Origin of the sequence: Thermonema lapsum, from assembly GCF_011761635.1 — a bacterium.
Lineage (GTDB): Bacteria > Bacteroidota > Bacteroidia > Cytophagales > Thermonemataceae > Thermonema > Thermonema lapsum.
This window is the reverse complement of the sequence record NZ_JAASRN010000001.1, coordinates 969,039-992,198: the sequence shown is the minus strand read 5'-3', so window position 1 is coordinate 992,198 and position 23,160 is coordinate 969,039. Positions and strand designations below refer to the sequence as shown.

The following is a 23,160-nucleotide window of genomic DNA, read 5'->3' as shown; positions in this document are numbered from 1 at the left end:
TTACGCGCATATTTTAGAAATACATTGATTCTCCAATGGGAGCTCTCCCTTCTTTTCATCGAACAAGGGAAAGCTTTCGCCCAGTAAATGATGTGAATTGTTGAAAATTGAGTTTGAGTATGACCGACTAAATTATGTTTATTTAAAATAAAACACAAGTACCTATGAGATTGCCCATAAAACAAGAAAGGAGTTGATTTACAAGCTACCTTGATGCTGTTTGACGTGCGCAGCAACTTGTTACTCCGCAAAACTGCTATGGAGTATGACTCGCTTGACCTGCAAGCCCTGCCACAAGGCGTTTATTTCTTGCGTGTGGTAGGCACAAATCAAGTGCACAGCATACGCATTGTAAAGCAATAGTTGTAGTAGCCTTTGAAGGATGAACAACAAGATATTTTGAGGGTTCACGTTTGTGATGATAGGCGGAACCCTCTTTTTTGTTTATTTTCGTCTTCCATTGGTTCCATTAAAAAAACTGAAAAAGAACATGAGTTTTGAAGTAAAAGGTAAGCTAATTTTTATCGGAGAAGTGCAAACTGGGCAAGGACGTAACGGCGAGTGGCGTAAGCGTGAGTTTGTCATAGAAACGCAAGACACTTACCCCAAACAGATTTGCTTTCTTCTATGGAACGATAAAGTAGAGTTGCTCGATAGCTGTGAACTCAACGATATTGTGCAAGTGCGCTTTCAGCTGGCTTCGCGTGAATACAACGGGCGCTGGTACACCGACGCCACGGCTTATGCTCTCCAGCGCCGCAGTATGCAAGAGCAGGATTATGTGCCTGCCACAGAACAAGACGATTTTCCGGCAGGGGCGGCATTCACCGACGACAGCGAAGAAGAACTGCCGTTTTAATTTCAAAAGCGATAGTTGTCAATTTATATGCCGGAAATATGCGAGCTTTCCGGCTATTTTTTTTGATGACATGTAGCATAAAATCGCCTTGCCGTATAAACTAAACTGTCGCTTTTGTCGTTATAAGGGGAATGGAACCACACAGCTTTTATCTCCTACTTGGGGTTTTCGCTCTCCTGCTAATGGCTACAGTGGCTGCTTTTTATGTGCGTTACAGACATTTGAAGCAAGCGGTTGTACGCATGAGCAAGGAGCAAGACTACTTGTTTCGCCATCGCGATGACTTGTTGTATCTAAGCGATGGCTATGAGGAAGTTTATGCTGGTATGCAATACCGCTTGCGCAATGTTTTGGTGGAGATGAAGGCATTGTCGCAGATAATGCAGCAGCACTACGATTTGTCGCCACTTGGTTTTGACAGGGAATATTTTGCTCTATTGAACAGAGCTATCAAGGAGTGTGAAAGAATTTTAGATGAGGCACAGGAAGATGGGCTCTCTTTGATGAATAAATTTGGGCTGGAACACCATATGCAAGTAATTGACTTGTTGAAATACATGAAGAAGCATGCGGCACGCGTGCGCCGGCAAAAAGAAACCATTCAGGTAATAGTAGATACGGTACCACCATCATTGCCCCGTTTATCTGTTTGGGTAGATAGATATTTTTTGGACAAAGTGATGCACAACATCATGGGGCATATGCTGAAAACCACTGCCGACGGTTGCACCATCAACATCACCCTCACCGACAACACACCGGAGCAATTGGTTGAAATAAAAGTAGAGGTTTTGGGAGCCAAGCCTGCCCGTAACGGCAAAGGAAAACGCTTGTTTTCATCAGAAAATGAATCGGAGCTTTATGCTGCCCATCATTACATCATGGCTTTATGCGGAAAAGTGTATTATTCAGAAAACAGCGATAAAGAGTTGGCTTTTTTCTTTAATCTGCCTAAGGCTGCCACAGATGAAAAAATAAGGATGATGACAGCTTTACTTTCTTTTTAGTGCTGTTGTGTGAATGAAAAAAAATGGATTATTTCGCACGTTCATCAAACAAACGCAATAAGCAACTATGAAAAAAGTATGGTTACTGTTGGCGTGCCTTTGGAGCACCGCCGCTTTGGCACAAATCAGCCAAGGAACTATCTTGGCAGGGGGTAGCTTTGGCATCAATTCCGGCAAAGAGTACACTGAAGAGCGTAATAACAATGTGATTATACGTACAGAGAAGAAATTTACAGAACTCAACTTCAACCCGTCGGTGGGGGTGTTTGTGTCCGATGAAGTAGCTCTTGGCTTGGCTATGGACATCTTTACCCGCAATGCAGATGGTAAGCACGAATATACTACGGTAGGGGTGGGTCCTTTTGCCCGCTTCTATTTGCCTATGAAGCTTTTCTTTGAGGGTTATGTGGGCTATGCAAGCCAAAAAATTGGGAAAAACAAAGTTTATAATGGCTTAGGTTACTCGCTGGGTGCCGGTTTTGCTTTTTTTGTGAACAACCACGTGGCTATTGAACCGGCGCTGCGCTTTCGTGGCTATGCGCTTTCTAATGCCGATGACAGAGACTTGAGCTACGGAAGAAATGGATTGCTTATAGGCGTTGGCTTGCAAACCTACTTCTAACAAGCCAGGGTTGAGGAGCTGTAATATGTACCCGAAGAAGGGCACTCCAAAGAGGGTGCCCTTCTTTTTTTACAGAATGTATTGGCTTAAGTTGTGGTTTTTGATAAGTCCCTGCAGACGCTCGTTGACCATCTCTACAGTAACCATTATTTTGGCATAAGGCGGTATTTTGTCTGGGATATCAAACAAGAAGTCGCTGAGCAGTTGGGTCATGACGGTTTGCAGGCGTCTTGCTCCTATATTTTCCATCTCACTGTTGATTTCATAAGCAATTTCGGCAATGCGGCGCAAGGCTTCGTCTTGGAAGTGAAGCTCTACCTGTTCAGCTGCAAACAAAGCTTCATATTGCTTGGTAAGCGCATTTTTAGGCTCTTTCAGAATACGGTAGAAGTCCTCTTGCGACAGGCTTTCCAGTTCTACGCGAATAGGGAAGCGCCCTTGTAGTTCGGGAATTAGGTCAGAGGGCTTAGACAAGTGAAAAGCTCCTGCCGCTATGAATAAAATATGGTCGGTTTTCACAGGACCATATTTCGTGGCTACCGTAGAACCTTCTACTATGGGCAGTAGGTCGCGTTGTACTCCTTCGCGGCTTACGTCGGGTCCGGGCTCGCTTCCTTTGCTTGCAATCTTGTCTATTTCGTCAATAAAGATGATACCGGCTTCTTCGGCGCGCCGGCGGGCTTCTTCTTTTACCTCATCCATATCGATGAGTTTGGAGGACTCCTCCTCGAAAAGGAGCTTGCGGGCTTCGGCTATGCTCAACTTGCGCCGCTTGCTCTTTTTAGGCAGCATACTGCCCAGCATCTCTTGCAGGTTCATGAGTGTTTGGTCGTCAAGTCCGGGTCCCATGATGCCCACATTGGCACTTGCCGACTGCGACACGCTGATTTCTATCTTTTTATCGTCGAGCTCGCCACGGCGCAGACGTTCGCGGAACAGCTCACGTGTTTTTTGGTTGAGGGCTTGGTCTTCGGAAGAAGCCCCCGGGCGCAAGGGCGGTATGAGGGCATCCAAGATAATTTCTTCGACGGCTTCCATGGCTTTGGCTTTCACTTCTTCCTGCTTTTGAGCCTTCACCATATTCACGGCTTGTTCGACCAAGTCGCGCACCATGCTTTCCACATCACGCCCTACATAACCCACTTCTGTGAATTTAGAAGCTTCTACCTTCACAAAGGGAGCATTTGCCAAACGCGCCAGGCGGCGCGCAATCTCTGTTTTGCCTACGCCAGTGGGTCCAATCATCAAAATGTTGTTAGGCACAATTTCGGCTTGAATATCCGTGGGGGCGTGCATGCGTCGCCAGCGGTTACGCAGGGCTATAGCTACATGCTTTTTGGCTTCTTTTTGCCCGATAATATACTTATCTAATTCAGCTACAATCTGATGCGGTGTGGGAAAATTATTTTCGCTTTTCATCATTTGATGATTTCATTTATGGTTTGAAAGTTTCAACAAGCACAAAGATACGTTTTTCGGGGGCATTAGCAGAGAGGGGTGGGGTGAAAGTACACAAAGTAGATGGCGATGGTGTAGAGCAGCTGATAGACCGTGGCAGAAGTGTGCCACTGCCAATGATATTCCGTACCGAACAAGAGAGGCAAGTCGTATTGTATCACACGGCAGGTGCCTATGAGGGGATGGTTAATCAACAGCTTGCCTTCGCCAGCTTCTTCTACTGTGTAAAGCAAGCGTTGTTGGGCGTCGAACCACTGCCCGCCGCGGGTAATTCCTTTTTGCACGCGGCTTTGTGCTACATACACCTGCTGTCCGTCCCAACGCCCCAAGCAGCTACCATCCTGAATGCGGTAAAACACATATTCATTCTTTTGCTTTTCTATTTGAACCAGAGGACTTCCTTTGTGATAAATGGTAGCCAGTGGCACTTGACTTTGTGCCACAGTAATGAGATTTATGCTCGCAAAGAGCAGGGAGCACGCAACATATTTCAGTATTTCCATAAGTACAAGGATGAATTTTCTTAAATTAACGAAAATGAACGAATTGCTCAAATATCTATGCGCCTTCTCTTGAGTCTTTACTGTTGTTTGTTTGCATATGGACTCGCTGCACAGCCCGATACCGCCTATTTATCGATGCGAGTGCAACAACTGATGCAGGAGGCTGATGTAGAGGGCGTTGCATTGGCAGTGCTTGTGGATGGCAAAATTTACTGGACTAAAAGCTTTGGCTGGGCAAATATACGTACGCGGCAGCCTCTTACCAATACCACCATCATGGAAGCGGCTTCTTTGAGCAAGCCCCTGTCGGCTTATGTTGCCTTGCGTTTGGCACAAGAGGGTATTTTAGACCTTGATAAGCCCTTGGCAGATTATCTGACAGCTGCCGAGCTGCAGACATTTGTGGGGGGCAGCATCAGCGACAGGCGTTGGTATCTCATCACAGCCAAGCATGTGCTTAGCCATTCGGCAGGTTTGCCCAACGGACGCTACGGCAAGCTGAGCATTGCCTTCGAGCCGGGCTCCGATTGCTCTTATTCGGGGCAAGGGTTTGCTTTTTTGCAACGGGTATGTGAAAAGCTCACAGGTGAAAATTTTGAGGCACTTGCCCAAAGATATGTGTTTGACCCCTTGGGTATGTCGCACAGCAGCTTTGTTTTTCGCAGTGGCTTTTTGGGGAATGCCGCCTATGGGCATTGGAAAAATGGATATCCTGCACAGATGCGGCGCCATGCCGAAGCCGGCGCGCACCATAGCCTGCTGACGACCGTAGTCGATTATGCTCTTTTTATGGAGGAGCTGCTGCATCCTCGAAAGCTGCAATCTTCTTTTCATGCCTTGATGCTTCAGCCGCACAGTCATGCCCGCAGCGGACCTCTCAAACCTCTTGATTGGGGTTTGGGCGTGGGGGTTTATGATTGGCAAGGCATGCCCGTATTTTGGCATTGGGGCGATTACGGCAACTTTAAAAACTATATGATGGGAGTGCCGGCGAAGGGCTGGGGCGTGGTTGTATTTATCAATTCTGAAAAGGGGTTTCGCATTATAGAAAGCCTCCTGCGGGCGGTATTTCCTGTAGAACCGCTGCCTTTGCATGTCTTGGGCTATGAGTCCTATGATTCACCATACAAAACGCTGCTTGCTGCTTGGAAGCAAGGACAGTTAAACGCTGTTATAGAGCGGCTCAACCAGTTAAAGGCTACTCGAAAGCAAGAGCTACTCCCTTCCGATTTGATACGGCTGGCTGTTTTTTGTTGGCAAAACGGGCGTCACGATATGTTAGAAGCCCTGCTGAAGATGGCTTTGTTGCTCTTTGAGCACCATCCGGCTGCTTTGGAGTTGATAGGCGACGTGTATATGCAGATAAATCAAAAAGAAAGGGCATTGGCATGCTATAAAGCCGCTTTGCTTAGGGTGCCATACCATCAAGGCTTAAAAACAAAGATAGCATCAGCAACACCGCCTTAGGCAAGAGGCGAGGGGGGCGCTGCCTATAGTTTGCCCCCTTGAAAAGGATTCAATTTTTGTAATGTATGGTAGAAAAAATCCTCTCCTTTGCGCACGAAGCGCGGAGCAGCGGGGCGCCAACCCAGCTTAAAAGAAAACCACAACTGTGAAGTATTTCCTGATATGTTCTCGTCGATGCGAAAACCGTCGTTGAATACCTGTCCTTGCAGGGCGATGTACCAATGGGGACGGTTGTAAGAAAAAGAAGTGCCCACGTCGCTGTACAGCCCTACTTGGTTGGCTTTTTGCCAATGGCTGTTTTGCATGAGATAGTAGCGCATGGGCTGAAAGGCAAGTCCTAAATTGAGCAAAAGCGATAGTTGAAAGTATTGATACACCAATGTGTGGGCATAACCACCACCTACGCCCAAATACAGACGCCGTACACTTTGAAGTCCCCCTGTGTCGCCAAAGTCGCTGCGTATGGGTGTAGGCACCATCGAAGAGTCGCTTTGCAAGCGCGAGAGGTTGAAGGCACCACTGAGCAGCCACGAGCCGGCGCTGCGCAGCTGTCGTTCGGTATAGATGTAGGCAGCTTTGTAAGAAAAGCGTTTAGGTGAAAATATGTAACTGCCTTTCAGTGTAAGGCTGTTGGCTGTCAGGTCGCCTTGTTTATAGTAGGTGTAAGGAGGCATGTAATTGGGAGAATTTACATCTACCATGCCGCGATAGCGGCGCCAGTTGCCCAGCAAAGCTACTTGGGGTTTATTGAAAGCTATGCTAAGGTCTGAGTAGTTGGTATTGCCATAGTTACGCGCATTGAATTCAGACAGAGGCAGCTTAAAGCCCATCCCAATGGTGAGGCTGCGATAAGAAAAGCGAAAACCATGTACTCCGGCAATGTTGGGAGTCCAGTGTACGGTATGATTGCTTTGTTTGCTTTTCAGTTCAAAACTGTATCCCCGGTTGTCGATGAAATACTCTACCATCATCCGGTTGATGTCCTGCTCGATATAGGTACTGTCCACCGGAAAAACCTTGCGCACACAAAGGTGTGAGTCAGTGGGCGCAGCTTCTTGGCAGTATCCTACGGCTCCTGTCAAAAAGAGCACTATCGTTACGATGAAAAAGTGTCTTTTTCCCATGTCGGTGCTTCTGTCTTGATGTCTTTGATTCTCAGTTGTAGGCTTTTGTTGCCTCTGTACTCGTTTTGTTCCAAGTGATAGCAAATATAAAAAGACTGTCCGACAGAGAGCTTGTTTGCCCATTCGCCCATACGGAAAGCAATGGCGTCAAAGACTACTGGGCTGTTTTCTTTTACGCGTAACTTCAGGTGATTGTCTTTTTGCCCTACGGTGCGTGGCGCCTCAGCCAGCTGCACACGGCTTACCAAGAGAGGTTGTTCATTGCCGGGACCAAAAGGTGCCAACTCGCTCATGATGCGCTCGGTGGTTTGGTCTAAGTCGCTTAAAGACACAAAAGCGTCCACTTCCAGTGTGGGCTCGGCTTGCACTTGTTTCAGTTGTTCGCGGGCTACCTGTTCAAAGCGTTCTCGGAAGGCAGCTATTTTGTCTAAGCTGAGGGTCAAGCCGGCAGCATGGGCATGCCCTCCGTAGCTATCGAGTAAGTCGCTGCAGGCATCGATGGCGCGATACAGGTCGAAGCCTTCGATAGAGCGTGCCGAGCCGGTGGCTTTGCCGTTGGATTCGGTCAGGATGACCGTGGGGCGATAAACACGCTCAACACAGCGAGAAGCCACAATGCCTATGATGCCTTTGTGCCAATGTTTATGAAAGAGCACATGACTTTCATAGCCCTGCATGCGTAGTTTCTCTATCATGTGCAGCGCTTCTTCGGTTACTTTTTCATCCAGCTGTTTACGCTCTTGGTTGAGGCGGTGAATATAAAGTGCTTTATCGTAGGCATCGGTAGGCTCATTGCTCAAAAGCAGCTCGATGGCGAGGCGTGCATGTTCCAGCCGCCCGGCAGCATTGATGCGTGGACCGACACCAAACACCAAGTCGCTGATGGTGTAGTCGCGGTCTGTGGCAAAGCCGGCTATTTGAAGCAGCTCTTTGATGCCCGGCAATGGGTTTCTTTTTAGTTTTTTTAAACCGAAATATGCCAGCATGCGATTTTCGCCTCTGATGGGCACGATATCACAAGCAATGCTCAGGGTTACCAAGTCTAAGCTGGCATAGAGGTGTTGTTCATCTATGCCGTAAGCTTGCGCATATGCCTGCATAAGTTTGAATGCTACGCCACAGCCCGACAGTTCTTTGTAAGGATAATGGCAATCGCTTCGCTTGGGGTTGAGGATGGCTTTGGCTGTTGGCAGGCGTTCGTCCGGCAGGTGGTGGTCGCAAACAATCACGTCGATGCCTTTTTTACGGGCATACTCTATAGCTTTGAAGTCTTTAATGCCACAATCGAGTGTAATCATGAGCTTGCAGCTGTGTTTGCTGGCGTAATCGACGCCCTGCAGAGAGACACCGTAGCCTTCTGCGTGCCGGTCGGGTGTATAGTAGTGAAGCGCCTTGTGAAAGAGCTTTAAAAAACGGTACATCATAGCAGTGGCGGTGGTGCCATCCACGTCGTAGTCGCCATAAAGCAAAATAGGTTCTTGGTGGCGTATAGCCCAGTGCAGGCGCTCCACAGCGACATACATGTCGCGCATCAGGAAGGGGTCATGCAGGTCGCTGAGCTTGGGGCGGCAAAAAGCGCGGGCTTGTGTGGGGGTTTCTATGCCTCGTTGAGCAAAAAGGATAGCCGGCAGGCGTTTGAGTTGCAATTGTTGCATGACTGCCTGCAACTGGCGGGCAGAGGGTTGGGGTTTTAATATCCACTGCATGTGTTTTTAACATTAGGGGTGTTCTACGCGACTCACCTGCACGCTGCTCTGTAGATGCCTGCTCACTTCGAAGCGCCCGTGTGTAGAAGGAGCTTGTTGGAAAGCATGCTGCAGCAAGCAAGCCACCGCTTCTTGGTCGCCTTCAAAATAGGCAGTAAGTAGGGGGATGATTTGTCGGTTGAGTACTCGCAGGAAGTTGAAGTTTTGATTGGTTTGAAGGAAAAAGGTATGTCCTATCAAAAACGCTTCTCCTTTCTTGCGCAGCAGCTCCTGATTGAGCGCCCACAGGAAATCGTTGTATGCCACGCTGCTCAAATCGTAACGGGGGGTAAGCTCTACCAATTCGAAATAGCGGGCATACAAAGCCATTTGTTGCCATGCTTTGCGCATGTCTTCGATGGTGGCAACCAAATAGAGGTTAGGGGGCAGTCCTACATATTCTCCTGAGGGAAGAGCTATCTTCAGCGGATTGGCTTGCCCGATACGTTTGTCCGGGTCGAAAAGCAGCAGCATCTCTCCAAACAAATCTTCTATGGGTGCGCGCTCAATGCCCTCTAAAAGCAAAACAAATGATTTATTGGGCTCTTTCTCTGCTCGGCGAGCCAGCCGCAGCAAAAAGCCGTCTTCCCACGATTGGGTGTGGGTTGAAAAACGAATGACCATTTGCGCGTAACCAATGCCTTTGTGTAGTGCCAAAAATTCTATCTGTTCACCTAAAAAGTGTTGCAACTGCATTTGTTCCCTTTCGCTTTTGCTCAGGTGCTTGCCCGCCAGCTCTACTGCCAACTTGATGGCTTCTCTGGTCTTGCCGGTGGCTATGGCACCATAGAAGAGGGTGTTGAGGTTGTGCATACTGGGCAGGCGAGGGCTTAAACGGCGCACTACCTTCGGTTTGTTGGGTATGAGCTGCCCTTCTGGGCTCACGCCAACAGAACCAAGCTCTTGTCGCCGGCTGCGTAGTGCCAAACGCACCTTTTGAATCAAAGCACTGCTGTCTTCTTTGAAGCCTTCCCCTTTGGGTGTAAGCATCCATTGTGGCAATACGTGGGTGGTGCGTTGCGCCAGCTCTGCTATGCACAGGTGTGCGAAGGCTTTGCGTATTTTGTTCTTTACTTGAAGGCGTAAACCGTGGTTCCACCATTCCGGCGCTACCGAGTCGGCAATATGCATGCGACTGATGACCTGCTGCACAATCACCGAGGGGCGTTGCAAAGAACGCCTGTCTTGCATGATGCGAAGAATCGGATAGTAAAAGTCTTCGATTTTATAGCCGGTGTTCATCTCCATGGCACCACTTGTCTTCCTATGAGTTTAAAAATAGCTAAATATTTTGAAGTTGTCATGTGCGGATTCTCAGAATTATGGAAACAAATTGGCAATACGGCGTAGGATGCGCTCTTCTTTTTCCTTTTGTCGTTCGTAGTGTTCCAATGGAAAAGGCAGCTGTTTGCCCTCTTCAGCCGAGCGTAAGTCGTTACAAGTACGTCGGTAACACTCTATCCTCCATTGCCATTCTTGCTGCACAGCGCGCAGCATCTGCAGCTGCTTTTTCTTCTGGGCGGCGTCTATTGAGGCTTCTAAAAGCTGCCGGCGAGCGGCTTCTATTTTAGCACTTATCTCTTGTATGAGTGATTGCATTTCATCCATAGTCTTCTTTTTGTTTGTCCTAATGAGTCGGAAAATACAACATAGGCACCGTTTTTAATAACGGCATTGATGAAAATCATTGGCTGGTGGTTTCCTTTCGCCTACCTTTGAGATAGACTAACACAATAAGCATGGCAAAGCTACGATTTTTAGTTGCAACAGATTTTTCTGCCGTAGCACAGAACGCCCTGCGCTATGCCTTGGAGCTGGCTAAGTTCTTGCGGGCAGAGGTGAGTGTGCTCCATGTTTGGCATGTGCCAGTGGCGGCATTGAGCGAGGGCATGGCTTTTGACCCGATGACCATAGACGAGCTGCAAGAAACAGCCCGGCAGAAAATGGAGCAAGAGGTGAAACGTATGTGTGCTGAATATCCGACAGTCAATACATCTTTCGTTGTGTGGCGTGGCTTTGTGGTAGAGGCAGTCAAAGACTTTGTTTTGGAACAACCCCACGACCTCTTGATTGTAGGCACGCGCAGCGGCAGTGCTTTAGAGCGCTGGCTGGGAAGCGTAACCACCGCTCTCATCGAAGAAATTCAAGACATGCCGGTCTTGGCTGTTCCGCCTGATGCCTCTTTCCATGGTATTTTTCATATCGCCTTTGCCACGGATTGTCGTTCAGTGGATATCAACAAAGCAGGCATGCGGCTGATAAAATACATAGCTGAGCGTTTCGACGCCTCTATTCACATCATTCACGTAAAAAAAGCCGAAAAAGCACTGGAACCCGAAAAGGAGGAGGTACTCTTGTCGTTGGACCGTTACTTTCAGAAGTACCGCCACGACTACCATTTAGAAGAAGCAGCGTCGCCCGAAGACGCTATCGAAAGTTATGTGCTGGCACATAATATAGACTGGCTGGTGATGATTCCGCATCAACAATCTGTGTTTAAACGCTTATTCGATAAAAGTCATACGCGTCGGATGCTCTTCAAAACACGCGTGCCTTTACTGAGCATTCATGCGTAGGGCAAAGACTCAATAGCACTTTCCATATAGTGAGGATACATGAAACAACGGAGGCACTTTGTGCTTCTGCTGTTTTTTTATTGGGTATTGAACCACTGCTCGAAGTCCGCCACCGGAGGGGTAGGGTCAAAATGGGCATATAGCTGTCCTGTATGGATTTCCAAAGGCAAGGGCAAGTTGTTGTGATAAAGCTGTCCGGTGCCCAGCCCTTGCGGAAGTTTCGGTGCCCAAGTAGCCGTCCACTGACTGATGGCGTTGAGTCCTACGTTGGACTCTAAGGCAGAAGTAGCCCACCAACCAATATCCATGCTTTCGGCAAGGCGTATCCATTCGTTGGCAGCTTCAAGCCCTCCGGTCAGTGTGGGCTTCAGTATGATGTAGTGCGGATGTATGTGCTCTAACAGCTGGCGTTTCTCTTCCCGGGTATGTATGCCAATCAACTCTTCATCTAAGGCTATAGGCGTGGGACTTTCTTGACACAGCCGCGCCATGGCATCCCACTGACCGGGGCGAATCGGCTGTTCTATAGAGTGCACCTCCAGCTGGGCTAACGCTTCCAACACAGGCATGGCTTGTTTTGAATCAAAGGCACCGTTGGCATCGACACGCAGCGTAAGGGCGTCGGCAGAGAAGCGCTGCCGCAACTTGCGTAGCAAATCCAATTCTTTTTCCACTTCCAAGGCGCCTATTTTCATTTTAATACAGCGGAAGCCCTGTTGTAGCTTCTCCTCTATTTGTTCTTGCATGAAATCGAGGTTGCCCATCCATACCAAGCCGTTGATAGGAATTCCCTGTTTGCCTTGCACAAAGGGGCTGTCGAACAGTACCAAAGGGTGTGAAGCCCAAAAGCTGCGCAAGGCAGTTTCCACCCCAAAGCGCAAAGAAGGAAAGCCGTGGGGACAGTGGGCAGCTACCCACTGCAGCGCCTCATCGAGGCTGTCGAAAGTCTGACGACATAGCTCGCCCAGCAGTTGATGTGCCTGTTTGGGCAAATGGGGGTGGTCATCGGGGCTCAATCCCGGCACAGGCGCAGCCTCACCAATGCCCTGGCGTCCGTGTGCATCGTTAAGTATGATGAAGTAGGATGTTTTTTGGGTGAGATAGCCGCGCGAGGTGCCCGCTTTGAATTTGAAATGCAGCGTGTAGGGAATAAGTCGGTAGTTCATGAGTGTGTTTTTTGAACGAAAGCAAAGTTGCGAAATGATAAAAAAACAGCCAAGGGAGGAAAGAAAGCATGAAAAAATTGATTTTTTTTAATAAAACTTTGCATATTAGCCCTATTAAAACAAGCAAGCATCATGATAGACAAAACCGTACACGATTTAGATGCCCTGATTGCGCAAATTCCCAATGGAGCCACTATCATGTTAGGTGGCTTTGGCTTGTGTGGTATCCCAGAGCATTGTATTGCTGCTTTGGCGCGTAGTGGAGTGAAAGACTTGGTTTGCATATCGAACAACGCCGGCGTAGATGACTTTGGCATAGGTATCCTGCTGAAAAACAGGCAGGTACGTAAAATGATTTCTTCCTATGTGGGTGAAAACAAAGAGTTTGAACGCCAACTGTTGAGTGGCGAGCTCGAAGTGGAGTTGATTCCACAAGGCACCTTAGCAGAGCGCATTCGCGCTGGGGGGGCGGGCATCCCTGCTTTCTTTACCCCCGCAGGGGTGGGCACCGAAGTGGCAGAAGGGAAGGAGGTGCGCGAGTTCGACGGCAAGCTCTATTTGATGGAGCGCTGGCTGCGTGCCGACTATGCGCTGGTCAAGGCTTGGAAGGGCGATACCATGGGGAACCTCATTTATCGGGGCACTGCCCGCAACTTTAACCCCATGATGGCGGCAGCAGGCAAAATCACCATTGCCGAAGTGGAAGAGTTGGTGCCTGCCGGTGAATTAGACCCCAACGAAATACATACCCCCGGCATCTATGTTCAACATATCTATCACGGTAAGCACTACGAAAAGCGTATCGAGCGCCGAACAGTACGTCCGCGCAATGCATAAACCCAAAAATCAGTGAAATTATGGCTCTGACAAAAGAACAAATAGCTCAAAGAATAGCCCGAGAACTACAAGACGGTTTTTACGTGAATTTAGGCATTGGCATTCCTACTCTGGTTGCCAATTACATTCCCGAAGGCATCCACGTGGTACTGCAATCAGAAAATGGCTTGCTGGGGATGGGACCCTATCCCTATGAAGGAGAAGAAGACCCCGACCTTATCAATGCCGGTAAAGAGACGGTTACTATGGAACCCGGTGCTGCCCTGTTCAGCTCGGCAGAGAGTTTTGCTATGATTCGAGGGGGACATATCGACTTGACCGTACTGGGAGCCATGGAGGTATCTGAAAATGGTGATATTGCCAACTGGAAGATTCCCGGCAAAATGGTGAAGGGCATGGGGGGCGCTATGGACTTGGTCGCTTCTGCCAAAAACATCATCGTAGCCATGCAGCACACTACCAAAACCGGCGAGTCGAAGCTGTTGAAAAAATGTACCTTGCCACTCACCGGTGTGCGCTGCGTGAAAAAGGTGGTAACTGACCTTGCCGTATTGGATATTCTACCTGAGGGGGGCTTCCTTTTGAAGGAGCGTGCCCCCGGAGTAAGCGTCGATTACATACGACAAGCCACCGAAGGAAAGCTTATCGTAGAGGGAGAAGTACCAGAAATGCAGTTTTAAAGGAAGCAGTATGCTTTGCTGAAAGAAAAACTTACATGCCGGTGACTTCTTCACCGGCTTAGTTTTTATCAGCTGCTTGCTACGGTTGTCATCATCTTGTCAGGCGAAAGGGGCTTGGCTATGTATCCTTTTACCCGCTTATACGTTTCGGCTTTGCGTTGGTCTTCTATGTCTATGGAAGAACTCAACATATAAATTTGAAGCATGTCCTTGATGGCGTCGGGCAGTGTTTCGAGGGCTTCTAAAAATTCCCAGCCGTTCATTTCGGGCATATTGATGTCCAGAAAAATGGCGTCGGGCAGCCGTTCGGTGTGCTGCAAGTACTCAAGGGCTTCGCTTGCACGGGTGAAGGTAACTACTTGGGCATTGGTTACTTTTTGGATAATGGTAGCGCTAATCAGATTGCTGATTTCGTCGTCATCAATAAGGCAATACAAAGGAAATGAGCTCATAGAAGTGAGGTTTTTGAGTCATGAGTGATTGGTTTTCAAAAAAACAAAATTTTTACTTCATTTATCCTGAAAAAACCATGTGAAATATTACAGAAGTAATTGGGTTTTTTAAAAAAATTTGAAAATGTCATGGAAGATAGGTTCCTCCAAGGGCGGGGCGGGGTAAAGCCATCGGCGTGGTTCCCAACTGTCTTTAAGGCGGCTGAGGTCTAAGTCGGGAGGAAAATAGAGGGTGCTGGGGCGCCCATTGAGGGTTACATACACCTCGGCGCGTATGATGGGGTCGCTAATGCCTTGCTTTTCATAGTAATCATGGAGGTAATGAGCATATTCAAGGATTAAGTCAGGCTGCATAGCCATCTGCTTTTCTTGGTGGGTATTTAGAAACTCCCGATTGTCAACCACCCATTCGTGCCCACTTTGCCTATCTTTGACAAAAAAAGTAGCACTGCCTGCCTTTTCTATGAGCATGACCCGCCAAGAGAAACGAAAGCCGTCTTCAGTCCAAAATAAATTACCGGGATAGAACAGGTAGCGCCAAGGGAACAGTATCTGAAAAGCCAAAAACAAAGCCCAGAAAGCGTACTGAATGTGCGGATAGGAAGCCGGTCGGAAGTCATGGACGGGCACATGCCAGCCGGCTAACCATTGCTTCCAGCGTCTTTCGTGCCATTCAGAAGAGAAGAATACCAGCACCGAAGCGCTCATGATGAGTGGGAACATGCCTATCTGAAACAGGTAGCCGGTGACGCCATGAAAGAACAATACTACCCCGTAAGCAAAAGGGCGTGTGCGTCTGTGAAGCAAAAAGAAAGGAATGAGTGTATCATACACCATACCTGCCCAGCTGAACAGATAAGCAGTGAGTGGATAGTTGAATGCCGGACCCAACAAGGGCATGTCGTTATGGGCTGGCAACCAAATACGTAGCGGAAGAGCATGTAACAGCCACTCATCGTTTATCTTGGCAATGCCGGCATAGAAGTACACGATTGCCAGCAGCAAACGAATAATGCCCACTTGCCAGCGCTCCACATACTGTGCGGCTTGTACAATGCCCCAGCGTGCGTCCAAAGAATAGTTGACATGCGCCGGCAGGAATATCATCACAAAAGAAACGATGCTGACAAAGTAGTAATGATTTAGGTAGTAGGTGATGTCGATGAGCTCGGTATAAGTGAAGCAGAGAAAAAACAAAAGGGCAGACAGCCGGTAGCGATAGCCGGCAGCAATACCCAAAGACGCCGCCAACATGAGCCCATGGATGGCATACAGTGCCCAAGCAGGGGCAGGTTCTATCCACTCAAAACCAAAATAGTGAAAATGAAGCTTGGGCGCTATGTAGTGGTCCTGCACCCAGCCCATCCATAAAAAACGCAGGGTGCTTATGAACATGGCAATGCCAAAGATGAAACGGAAAGTAGCCAAGGGGGCTACCGACACAGGTTTGGTAATAGAATACATCAGCTGTTTTAGATGCATAGCGTGCTTGCTTTTATTCCACACAAGGTTCTGCCAGTGCAGCAGCCAAGCTGTCGAGTTTGCGGTAAGCGTCTGGGTTCAAGGCTTCGCTGCCCAAGCTATTTTGCAGCTCTATGGCATGGTCCAAGCGTTCTTCTTCCAAGACTTGCAATACTTGCCACAAACTGTCGGCTTGCTGGGGTGGGGCAGCAGCAAATAATTTGAGTGTGCGGCTGTAGCGGCACTGCCAGTCTGCCCATGCCTCGGCAGCATGTTGCTGCGAAGAACAGGCACAAAGTAGGGAAATCAACACCAAGCTGCCAATGACTTTTATCATGTGGTTATTCATTTTCTTCTTGCAAAAAGCTGCGTATTTTTTTTACCAACGCTTCGTTGATACGTACATAAGACTCGCGGGTCCACCCGGCTACATGGGGGGTAAATAAAACCTGCGGCATGGAAAAAAGCAATTCAAGCGTTTGGCTTTGCTCTGGCTGGAGGCGTTCGAACTTTTCGCACTCTAATACATCAAGACAGGCGCCCTTTACGATGCCTTCTTGCAGGGCTTTGAGTAAATCTTTCAGCACTACGATTTCACCTCGCGCACTATTTACAAAGTAAATGGGCTTGCGGAAGCGCTTCAGGTAATCGTAGGTTATCAGTTGTCGGGTTTTGGGCGTCAGAGGTAAATGGATACTCACGATGTCGGCTTGGTCCCATACCTCTTCCATGCTTACTTCCATGGCATACTTGTCGGCATAGGCGGTGAGTTTGTGGTCATAGCAGATAACCCGGCACTCAAAACCACTTAGCTTTTTGGCAAGGGCTCGTCCGGTATTGCCATAGCCGATGATAGCAACGGTTTTGCCGCGTATTTCTTCGCCACGGTTGGCTTCCCGTTGCCATATCCATTGCCTTACTTCTTGGTTGGCTTGGCATACTTTATTCATCAAAGCCAAGAGCATACCTATGACATGCTCGGCAACGGCGTCGCGATTGCCTTCTGGCGCATTGATGACTTGTATATTGCGGCGGCGGGCAGCCACCAGGTCTATGTTGTCCAAGCCCGAGCCTGCACGTGCAATGAGGCGCAGTCGTGTGCTGGCTTCGAGAAAGCCCGCATCTACGAAGAATTTACTGCGTATAATCAAACCCTCATAAGCACTAATGAGGGCTTTGGCTTGGCGGTAATCTATGTTCGGTTGATAATCTGCTTCTATGCCCAAGTCGGCAAGTAGGGGCAGAATAGAAGGGTGCATCTCATCCACAATCAAAAAGCGCATAAAAAATCTTTTTTGAGAATAGGGAGCAGTGCAGCTCTTGTGTGATTGAGATGCAAATTACAAACTTTTGACCACCTTTGCCTAAAAGGCGGGCTTAAACTTCCTGACCACCCAGAAAGGGCATCCATGCATCGACGACCCCTCCCGAAAGATTGCGTAGAAACACAACAAAGGAAGGACGATAGGGGCGGCGGCGCAAAGGCATGCCGGCTTCTTCGGGGGTGAGGTCGCCTTTTTTGCTGTTACAGCGTTTGCAGGCTGTTACCAAGTTGGTCCAAGAAGATTTGCCGCCTCGGGAGCGGGGCAATACGTGGTCGAGCGTCAGGTCGTGTTTTGAGCCACAGTACTGACAGCTATAGCCATCGCGGCGGAAAATATTTTGCCGGCTGAGCATCACCCCTTTGTAAGGGATGTTTACATAACGATGCAGCCGTATGACCAACGGCATGGGGTAAGCTTGGTTTACAGTACATAACTTTTGGCGTGGGTTTTCTTTTACCAGTTCGGCTTTTTGTAAATACAACAAGATGAATGCCTTTTGTGCCGAACAGACGGTCAATGCACTGTAGTCTTGGTTCAAAATGAGTACTTTGCCCATGGCTTTGCGTTTTTAGGTGCTCACTATCCGGCTTATATGGGATAAGCGGTGTGAGTAGGTTTGGGTTTGTATGTCCAGAATACCTGTGTTGTCGAGTAGGTCGATGCGCACACAGCCGCGTGCATGAATGATTTTATGGTCTTCGAGCAGGATGCCTACGTGTACAATGCGCTTGTTGCGCTCAAAGAAGGCTAAGTCGCCGGGCTCGGCTTGTGATAAACCGTCGAGCATACGTCCTTGTTCGGCTTGTTGGTAGGCATCGCGCAGCAAACGATAACCTGCCATCTTGAACACCATCTGCACAAAGCCTGAACAGTCAATACCAAAGGGGCTGCGTCCGCCCCATTGGTAGGGGGCATGAAGCCACTGGCGGGCAGCTTGCAGAACAAAGCCGCGACTTTTAGGATAGCGGGTATCGTAAATTTCACCTTGAAAATGATAATATTCGCCGGCGAGTTGAAGTTTGCCATGTTCATAGAAAGGCAAGGAGCTGCCCATAGTGATGGGCTGCCGGCGCTGGCTATTATGCAGGAAATGGCTGATATTGGCTACTACGGGGGCTTGGTGCAATTGCAGTTGCAGGTACTCTTCTTCGGAGATGGCAGACAGTTGCAGTAAGTCTATCCATCCCTCATAGCTGTCAAAGGCATGTTGGACGTAGAGCCACTTCTCGTCTTCCGACAGTTCCAACACAGAGACAAAATCACCAAACAACAGCTGCGATACTTGTTCGCTTCTGTCAGAAGGCTCAGCTCTTAGAGGCACCACGCTGAGCGTGCAAGCTCCATATTTGAAAGGTGGCGTCTTGAATCTTTCTTCGGTTTAAAGCTTTATGAATCAAGTATAAAACTATTTTGCGAATGCTGCAAGTTCCTAATGTAAATTTTTTGTTAGCACAGGGTGAAGACAAAGACTTTTTTGAGATAGGGGAAAGGGAAATAATTTCTTGCATTGCTGGCTTTTTGTTTGCCTTTCTTTTTCCTTGCTCATTTTGGGAACCACGCTTTCCCCGTGCTATGTGAGAAGCAGCAAGCTTTGAAAATAAAAAGCTGCAAGGTCGCAACGACCTTGCAGGCGGGAGTAAAGGGTAGTGTCAAAGAAAGAGCTACTTACCACCCCAGCACATAAGCAAAGATGAGCGGGGCTACGATGGTAGCATCCGACTCTATCATGAAACGGGGGGTATCTACTGCCAATTTGCCCCAAGTGATTTTTTCGTTGGGCACAGCTCCCGAGTAGGAGCCGTAGCTGGTAGTAGAATCAGAAATCTGGCAGAAATACGACCATACCGGTATGTTTTCCATTTGCAGGTCTTGATGCAGCATAGGCACCACGCAAATGGGGAAGTCTCCGGCAATGCCACCGCCTATTTGGAAGAAGCCTACGCCCTTGCCACTACTGTTCTTTTGGTACCAGTCAGCCAAGAACATCATATACTCAATGCCCGACTTCACCACATCGGGGCGTACATCGCCTTGAATACAGTGGGCTGCAAAGATATTGCCGAGGGTAGAGTCTTCCCAACCGGGCACTACGATGGGCAGGTTCTTTTCGGCAGCTGCCACCATCCAACTGTCTTTGGGGTCTATTTCATAGTCGGCTTTCAGGTCGCCGCTCAAAATCAGCTGGTAAAAGTATTCGTGAGGGAAGTAGCGTTTGCCTTCGGCTTGTGCCTTTTGCCACAGCTTCAAAATACGGTGCTCTAACTTACGGAAAGCTTCTTCTTCGGGAATGCAGGTGTCGGTTACGCGGTTCATGCCTCTTTCAAGCAAGGCTTGTTCTTCTTGTGGGGTGAGGTCGCGCCAGTTGGGTATGCGCTCATAGTGGTTATGAGCTACCAAGTTCATTACGTCTTCTTCGAGGTTGGCGCCAGTGCAGGAGATAATGGCTACTTTGTCTTGCCGTATCATTTCAGCCAAAGACTTGCCCAACTCTGCCGTACTCATGGCACCGGCAAGGGAAATGAGCATTTTGCCGCCCTCTTCGATATGTTTCTTGTATGCGCGGGCAGCATCTTTTAAAGCTGCGGCATTGAAATGCAAATAGTGCTTTTCGATAAAATCGGTAATTGCTCCCATAGTGTTTCTTTTTTTAGGTAAAGTATGTATTTGTTAAAAGCAAAGATTGAGCTAAGCAGACAGAGAAAGCAAGAAACGCATGGTGTCCACACCGTCGGCGTAGTCATTCAGTTTTGGGGTTTGGGCTTGCCCAAAAGGAATGCTTGCGTGAAAAGTGCCCTCTCGGCTTACAATACACTGGATAGCTTGAGCATTTTTTTGCAGTTCATTCTGCAAAGCGTTTTTGTCGTCATAATATTCATAATGCAGGACAGCTACGGGCGAGGCTATTTCGGGCGCTTCGCGCAGCAACAAAAAGCCATTGTCCAGATGAGCTACGGGCTTTACCAAAAAAACTGCTTTGTTGTATTCGTAGTTGTTGGCGTATTTGTGGTGATTGATGATGTCGCCGTAAGGCGCTATGCCCTCGAAGAAGGCTTGAAAATCATAACCCTTTGGCACATACAGCTTCGATACGTTGCGGCACCCTAAGCCGAAGTAGCGGAAGATGTCTTTGCCCAATTCGAGGAAATCCCTGTCGGTTTCTTTACCATCGAGCACGGCTACGGCGTTGCGGTGTCCGCGCAAGATGTGTGGTTTTTTGCCAAAGTAATGTTTAAAATAACGATTAGAGTGGTTGCTGCCAGTGGCGATGTAGGCAGCCGCCTGATTGATGAACTCGGGCAGTTCTATAAAATCTTTGAAAGCGGGCTCTATGTGGCACAGTTGGTCGATAAGGTAGCGCATGAGTACTTCGTCATCACTGCTAAGCTTAGCCAGCAGCTTATGCCCACTTATCAATACACACAGCAAATCATGGAAGCCTACAGCCGGTATGTTGCCTGCCATTACCACGCCTACGGGCAGGACAGCACGTGCCTCTTCAAGCTGCGACACATAGGGGTGTAGCCACTGTTGTAAACTATCGGCATCAAGATATTGCCCCAAGGCATCCAAAGCAAAAGATAAATTTTCGGTAGTGAACCAAGGGTTGCGGGCTTCTGCGCTTTGAAACAGCATGTTTTTCTCGTGCTCGGGCAGGTTTTTTAGCTTTTGCCCCAACTGCACGAAGGCTTCTATCCGGTGATGTAGGCTAAGGGTTGCTTCTTTTGTATTCATGCTCATGAAAAGATAGGTGAGGTATTGTCAACGACAAAGTTACAGCATTCTTCTTAGAAAAAGCGTGTTTGATGTATTGAAAAAAGCATTTACAAACAAAAAGCGCTCTCCTTTTGTAAGGAGAGCGCTGGCTTTGGTGACCCGTACGGGACTCGAACCCGTGTTTCCACCGTGAAAGGGTGGCGTCCTAGACCGCTAGACGAACGGGCCATTGCCCTGATTGACGATGCAAATATACGGCAGGCAGTTTCAATAATCCAAACAAAAAAGCAAAAAATTTTTTATGCCTGCATTCTGTTTGAGCAGTATTTGGTAGATTATCAGCTAATTGTGCGAGTAAAAGTGAAGGGGTGCGAGAATGGGCAATGAATTTCAGCAGTGAGAAATTGATTTGATGAAATAGAGGGAAAGCACTTTCCTTTTATTCAAAGGGAGCAGTAGGCTCCTTTTTTTCTATTGTTTTTCCTCCACAACCCCTTCAATACATAGCAGTTGTTCAGGCGGAAAGGCATCGCTTATTACAAGCAAATGGCGGCGGAAAGGACCTGTTGGCAGCCCTTCACTTTGTATGCTTACCTGTATGTAAGCGCTGTCGCCGGGGGCTATGGCTTGTGTCGGTTTTTTGCTTACAACACAATAGCAGCTACTTTGCACCTGCCAGATGACGACGGGCGCATCGCCTGTGTTGGTGCATTGCAGCAATACCTCTGCTGTTTGCCCTTTTTTCAGTGGGTGGGGTAGCTGGTAGGTACTGTCAGAGAAGACCAGCCGCCCTTGTGCTTTTGCATGGAACAACAAGCCCCACAAACCTCCTATGGCAAGCAATAAAATTCTCATACGTTTATAGTCGTTTGATTTTAGCACCTATGGCATTGAGGCGTCCGTCTATATTTTCGTAGCCGCGGTCTATCTGTTCCACGTTGTCTATGATGCTTGTACCTTCGGCAGAAAGAGCTGCGATGAGCAGCGCTACGCCTGCCCGTATGTCGGGGGAGGTCATACGTATGCCTCGCAGGGGCATTTTTTTGTCTAAACCAATGACTGTGGCGCGGTGTGGGTCGCACAAGATGATTTGTGCCCCCATGTCGATGAGTTTGTCCACGAAGAATAAGCGGCTTTCAAACATCTTTTGATGCACCAGTAGGGTACCCCTTGCTTGTATAGCCGTAACCAGCACGATACTGAGCAGGTCGGGCGTAAAGCCGGGCCAAGGCGCATCCGAGATGGTCAAGATGGAGCCATCCATGAAGGTGTCTATTTCATAATGTGATTGGGCAGGGATATAGATATCATCGCCGCGAAATTCCATTGCTATGCCCATGCGCTGGAAGGTGCGCGGGATGCAGCCCAACTGGTCGATATGGCAATTGGGAATGGTGATTTCAGAGCCGGTCATGGCTGCTAAGCCTATAAAACTACCGATTTCTATCATATCGGGCAGAATGCTGTGCTCTGTGCCACCCAGCGCTTCCACTCCTTCGATGGTGAGTAGGTTGGAGCCGATGCCAGAGATGCGTGCGCCCATGCGTACGAGCATATGGCACAGCTGTTGGATATAAGGCTCGCAGGCAGCGTGATAGATGGTAGTGGTGCCTTTGGCTAAAACTGCCGCCATAATAATGTTGGCGGTGCCAGTTACCGAGGCTTCGTCTAAGAGCATATAGGTGCCCCGTAGGTTCCGTGCTTGTATGCTGTAGTAACCGGTGGCAGGGTCATATTGAAAATCGGCACCTAAGTTCTGTAGCCCTAAGAAGTGGGTATCGAGGCGGCGGCGTCCGATTTTGTCGCCTCCGGGCTTAGGGATGCGTGCATACCCGAAGCGCGCCAATAGCGGTCCCAAAATCATTACCGAGCCACGAAGGGCTGCTGCTTTTTGCGCAAAGGCGGGGGTTTCTAAATATTCAAGATTGATATTCTTGGCTTGGAAGCGGTAACTCCCCTTGGCAAGCCGTTCCACGCGCACGCCCAAGTCTTGCAGTATTTCAATTAGCTTGTTGACGTCGCGTATGTTGGGTATATTGTGGATGGTTACTTCTTCTTCGGTAAGCAAAGTAGCGCAAAGCACCTGCAATGCTTCGTTTTTTGCCCCTTGGGGGCGCAGTGTTCCTTTCAGGGGATGTCCTCCTTCTACTTGTATGGATGCCAT

The 23,160-nt window shown here is 48.5% G+C and carries 25 protein-coding genes and 1 tRNA gene; 8 read left to right on the top strand and 18 right to left on the bottom strand.

Annotated elements, in window-relative coordinates; translation table 11 throughout:
* Nucleotides 1-210: 210 nt before the first annotated feature.
* From FHS56_RS04405 to FHS56_RS04390, 4 genes are all read left to right on the top strand, one after another.
* A complete protein-coding gene (locus FHS56_RS04405; RefSeq protein ID WP_166918641.1) occupies nt 211-363 on the top strand; it encodes a T9SS type A sorting domain-containing protein in 153 nt (50 codons plus the stop codon).
* A 127-nt stretch (nt 364-490) separates the two neighbouring features.
* Entirely contained in the window at nt 491-859 is a 369-nt protein-coding gene (locus tag FHS56_RS04400; RefSeq protein WP_166918640.1) for a DUF3127 domain-containing protein, read from the top strand.
* A gap of 242 nt (nt 860-1,101) precedes the next feature.
* The gene (locus tag FHS56_RS04395) at nt 1,102-1,866 is read left to right on the top strand and encodes a histidine kinase (protein ID WP_166918639.1); all 765 of its coding nucleotides are present in this window, start codon (nt 1,102-1,104) and stop codon (nt 1,864-1,866) included.
* Between the two features lie 67 nt (nt 1,867-1,933).
* Nucleotides 1,934-2,488, top strand: coding sequence for an outer membrane beta-barrel protein (locus FHS56_RS04390; RefSeq protein ID WP_166918638.1), 555 nt, complete (start codon nt 1,934-1,936; stop codon nt 2,486-2,488).
* A 69-nt stretch (nt 2,489-2,557) separates the two neighbouring features.
* Here the strand turns inward: FHS56_RS04390 and hslU are convergent, their stop codons facing one another.
* Together hslU and FHS56_RS04380 are read right to left on the bottom strand one after the other, a co-directional pair.
* Nucleotides 2,558-3,907 carry an ATP-dependent protease ATPase subunit HslU gene (hslU, locus tag FHS56_RS04385; RefSeq protein WP_166918873.1) on the bottom strand — a complete coding sequence of 450 codons (1,350 nt, stop codon included), beginning with the start codon at nt 3,905-3,907 and terminating at the stop codon, nt 2,558-2,560.
* A 65-nt stretch (nt 3,908-3,972) separates the two neighbouring features.
* On the bottom strand, nt 3,973-4,449 hold the full coding sequence (locus FHS56_RS04380) for a hypothetical protein (RefSeq protein ID WP_166918637.1): 477 nt from the start codon (nt 4,447-4,449) through the stop codon (nt 3,973-3,975).
* 57 nt (nt 4,450-4,506) lie between these two features.
* Here FHS56_RS04380 and FHS56_RS04375 point away from each other — a divergent pair, with 57 nt between their 5' ends.
* Complete coding sequence (locus FHS56_RS04375) at nt 4,507-5,916, top strand: serine hydrolase (protein WP_166918636.1); 1,410 nt, start codon at nt 4,507-4,509, stop codon at nt 5,914-5,916.
* 23 nt (nt 5,917-5,939) lie between these two features.
* Here FHS56_RS04375 and FHS56_RS04370 read toward each other — a convergent pair whose 3' ends face one another.
* The 4 genes from FHS56_RS04370 to FHS56_RS04355 all read right to left on the bottom strand — a co-directional run bounded on the left by FHS56_RS04370 (nt 5,940) and on the right by FHS56_RS04355 (nt 10,393).
* Nucleotides 5,940-7,040, bottom strand: coding sequence for a DUF4421 family protein (locus FHS56_RS04370; RefSeq protein ID WP_166918635.1), 1,101 nt, complete (start codon nt 7,038-7,040; stop codon nt 5,940-5,942).
* Complete coding sequence (gene recJ, locus FHS56_RS04365) at nt 7,013-8,746, bottom strand: single-stranded-DNA-specific exonuclease RecJ (protein WP_166918634.1); 1,734 nt, start codon at nt 8,744-8,746, stop codon at nt 7,013-7,015. Before recJ ends, FHS56_RS04370 begins: the two co-directional genes overlap by 28 nt.
* 12 nt (nt 8,747-8,758) lie before the next feature.
* The gene (locus tag FHS56_RS04360; RefSeq protein ID WP_166918633.1) at nt 8,759-10,033 is read right to left on the bottom strand and encodes a 5-methylcytosine-specific restriction endonuclease subunit McrB; all 1,275 of its coding nucleotides are present in this window, start codon (nt 10,031-10,033) and stop codon (nt 8,759-8,761) included.
* Nucleotides 10,034-10,105: 72 nt separating this feature from the next.
* Complete coding sequence (locus FHS56_RS04355) at nt 10,106-10,393, bottom strand: hypothetical protein (RefSeq protein WP_166918632.1); 288 nt, start codon at nt 10,391-10,393, stop codon at nt 10,106-10,108.
* 131 nt (nt 10,394-10,524) lie between these two features.
* Between FHS56_RS04355 and FHS56_RS04350 the strand changes: the two genes are divergently transcribed.
* Entirely contained in the window at nt 10,525-11,361 is an 837-nt protein-coding gene (locus tag FHS56_RS04350; protein WP_166918631.1) for a universal stress protein, read from the top strand.
* A gap of 77 nt (nt 11,362-11,438) precedes the next feature.
* On the opposite strand, the gene menC is transcribed toward FHS56_RS04350, so the two are convergent.
* Nucleotides 11,439-12,527 carry an o-succinylbenzoate synthase gene (gene menC, locus FHS56_RS04345; protein WP_166918630.1) on the bottom strand — a complete coding sequence of 363 codons (1,089 nt, stop codon included), beginning with the start codon at nt 12,525-12,527 and terminating at the stop codon, nt 11,439-11,441.
* Nucleotides 12,528-12,659: 132 nt separating this feature from the next.
* Between menC and FHS56_RS04340 the strand changes: the two genes are divergently transcribed.
* Both FHS56_RS04340 and FHS56_RS04335 read left to right on the top strand, forming a co-directional pair.
* Nucleotides 12,660-13,364: a CoA transferase subunit A gene (locus tag FHS56_RS04340; protein ID WP_166918629.1), complete on the top strand. Its 705-nt coding sequence runs from the start codon at nt 12,660-12,662 to the stop codon at nt 13,362-13,364.
* Nucleotides 13,365-13,384: 20 nt separating this feature from the next.
* A complete protein-coding gene (locus tag FHS56_RS04335; protein WP_166918628.1) occupies nt 13,385-14,044 on the top strand; it encodes a CoA transferase subunit B in 660 nt (219 codons plus the stop codon).
* Between the two features lie 68 nt (nt 14,045-14,112).
* Here the strand turns inward: FHS56_RS04335 and FHS56_RS04330 are convergent, their stop codons facing one another.
* From FHS56_RS04330 to murA, 11 genes are all read right to left on the bottom strand, one after another.
* A complete protein-coding gene (locus FHS56_RS04330; RefSeq protein ID WP_166918627.1) occupies nt 14,113-14,496 on the bottom strand; it encodes a response regulator in 384 nt (127 codons plus the stop codon).
* A 108-nt stretch (nt 14,497-14,604) separates the two neighbouring features.
* On the bottom strand, nt 14,605-15,978 hold the full coding sequence (locus tag FHS56_RS04325; protein WP_243844140.1) for an HTTM domain-containing protein: 1,374 nt from the start codon (nt 15,976-15,978) through the stop codon (nt 14,605-14,607).
* A 13-nt stretch (nt 15,979-15,991) separates the two neighbouring features.
* On the bottom strand, nt 15,992-16,294 hold the full coding sequence (locus tag FHS56_RS04320) for a hypothetical protein (protein ID WP_166918626.1): 303 nt from the start codon (nt 16,292-16,294) through the stop codon (nt 15,992-15,994).
* 4 nt (nt 16,295-16,298) lie between these two features.
* Nucleotides 16,299-17,240 carry an NAD(P)-dependent oxidoreductase gene (locus FHS56_RS04315; protein WP_166918625.1) on the bottom strand — a complete coding sequence of 314 codons (942 nt, stop codon included), beginning with the start codon at nt 17,238-17,240 and terminating at the stop codon, nt 16,299-16,301.
* Nucleotides 17,241-17,334: 94 nt separating this feature from the next.
* Nucleotides 17,335-17,838, bottom strand: coding sequence for an HNH endonuclease (locus FHS56_RS04310; protein WP_166918624.1), 504 nt, complete (start codon nt 17,836-17,838; stop codon nt 17,335-17,337).
* A gap of 12 nt (nt 17,839-17,850) precedes the next feature.
* Nucleotides 17,851-18,603, bottom strand: a complete 753-nt coding sequence (locus FHS56_RS12035) for a C40 family peptidase (RefSeq protein WP_166918623.1) — start codon at nt 18,601-18,603, stop codon at nt 17,851-17,853.
* 344 nt (nt 18,604-18,947) lie between these two features.
* A complete protein-coding gene (locus FHS56_RS04300) occupies nt 18,948-19,916 on the bottom strand; it encodes a deoxyhypusine synthase family protein (protein WP_166918622.1) in 969 nt (322 codons plus the stop codon).
* A 51-nt stretch (nt 19,917-19,967) separates the two neighbouring features.
* Complete coding sequence (locus FHS56_RS04295; RefSeq protein WP_243844139.1) at nt 19,968-21,020, bottom strand: acyl-CoA reductase; 1,053 nt, start codon at nt 21,018-21,020, stop codon at nt 19,968-19,970.
* A gap of 128 nt (nt 21,021-21,148) precedes the next feature.
* Nucleotides 21,149-21,224: transfer RNA gene (locus FHS56_RS04290), tRNA-Glu, on the bottom strand.
* A gap of 243 nt (nt 21,225-21,467) precedes the next feature.
* Nucleotides 21,468-21,851, bottom strand: a complete 384-nt coding sequence (locus FHS56_RS04285) for a DUF1573 domain-containing protein (RefSeq protein WP_166918621.1) — start codon at nt 21,849-21,851, stop codon at nt 21,468-21,470.
* A 4-nt stretch (nt 21,852-21,855) separates the two neighbouring features.
* Nucleotides 21,856-23,160 carry a UDP-N-acetylglucosamine 1-carboxyvinyltransferase gene (murA, locus tag FHS56_RS04280; protein ID WP_166918620.1) on the bottom strand — a complete coding sequence of 435 codons (1,305 nt, stop codon included), beginning with the start codon at nt 23,158-23,160 and terminating at the stop codon, nt 21,856-21,858.

Coding starts and splice junctions, on each gene's coding strand:
- FHS56_RS04325 (WP_243844140.1), bottom strand. CDS start 15,978: ATGCATCTAAAACAGCTGATGTATTCTATTACCAAACCTGTGTCGGTA.
- FHS56_RS04330 (WP_166918627.1), bottom strand. CDS start 14,496: ATGAGCTCATTTCCTTTGTATTGCCTTATTGATGACGACGAAATCAGC.
- recJ (WP_166918634.1), bottom strand. CDS start 8,746: ATGCAGTGGATATTAAAACCCCAACCCTCTGCCCGCCAGTTGCAGGCA.
- FHS56_RS04300 (WP_166918622.1), bottom strand. CDS start 19,916: ATGGGAGCAATTACCGATTTTATCGAAAAGCACTATTTGCATTTCAAT.
- FHS56_RS04350 (WP_166918631.1), top strand. CDS start 10,525: ATGGCAAAGCTACGATTTTTAGTTGCAACAGATTTTTCTGCCGTAGCA.
- hslU (WP_166918873.1), bottom strand. CDS start 3,907: ATGAAAAGCGAAAATAATTTTCCCACACCGCATCAGATTGTAGCTGAA.
- FHS56_RS04310 (WP_166918624.1), bottom strand. CDS start 17,838: ATGGGCAAAGTACTCATTTTGAACCAAGACTACAGTGCATTGACCGTC.
- FHS56_RS04375 (WP_166918636.1), top strand. CDS start 4,507: ATGCGCCTTCTCTTGAGTCTTTACTGTTGTTTGTTTGCATATGGACTC.
- FHS56_RS04295 (WP_243844139.1), bottom strand. CDS start 21,020: ATGAGCATGAATACAAAAGAAGCAACCCTTAGCCTACATCACCGGATA.
- menC (WP_166918630.1), bottom strand. CDS start 12,527: ATGAACTACCGACTTATTCCCTACACGCTGCATTTCAAATTCAAAGCG.
- FHS56_RS04360 (WP_166918633.1), bottom strand. CDS start 10,033: ATGGAGATGAACACCGGCTATAAAATCGAAGACTTTTACTATCCGATT.
- FHS56_RS04400 (WP_166918640.1), top strand. CDS start 491: ATGAGTTTTGAAGTAAAAGGTAAGCTAATTTTTATCGGAGAAGTGCAA.
- murA (WP_166918620.1), bottom strand. CDS start 23,160: ATGGCATCCATACAAGTAGAAGGAGGACATCCCCTGAAAGGAACACTG.
- FHS56_RS04395 (WP_166918639.1), top strand. CDS start 1,102: ATGAGCAAGGAGCAAGACTACTTGTTTCGCCATCGCGATGACTTGTTG.
- FHS56_RS04355 (WP_166918632.1), bottom strand. CDS start 10,393: ATGGATGAAATGCAATCACTCATACAAGAGATAAGTGCTAAAATAGAA.
- FHS56_RS04320 (WP_166918626.1), bottom strand. CDS start 16,294: ATGATAAAAGTCATTGGCAGCTTGGTGTTGATTTCCCTACTTTGTGCC.
- FHS56_RS04340 (WP_166918629.1), top strand. CDS start 12,660: ATGATAGACAAAACCGTACACGATTTAGATGCCCTGATTGCGCAAATT.
- FHS56_RS04380 (WP_166918637.1), bottom strand. CDS start 4,449: ATGGAAATACTGAAATATGTTGCGTGCTCCCTGCTCTTTGCGAGCATA.
- FHS56_RS04285 (WP_166918621.1), bottom strand. CDS start 21,851: ATGAGAATTTTATTGCTTGCCATAGGAGGTTTGTGGGGCTTGTTGTTC.
- FHS56_RS04370 (WP_166918635.1), bottom strand. CDS start 7,040: ATGGGAAAAAGACACTTTTTCATCGTAACGATAGTGCTCTTTTTGACA.
- FHS56_RS04335 (WP_166918628.1), top strand. CDS start 13,385: ATGGCTCTGACAAAAGAACAAATAGCTCAAAGAATAGCCCGAGAACTA.
- FHS56_RS04315 (WP_166918625.1), bottom strand. CDS start 17,240: ATGCGCTTTTTGATTGTGGATGAGATGCACCCTTCTATTCTGCCCCTA.
- FHS56_RS04390 (WP_166918638.1), top strand. CDS start 1,934: ATGAAAAAAGTATGGTTACTGTTGGCGTGCCTTTGGAGCACCGCCGCT.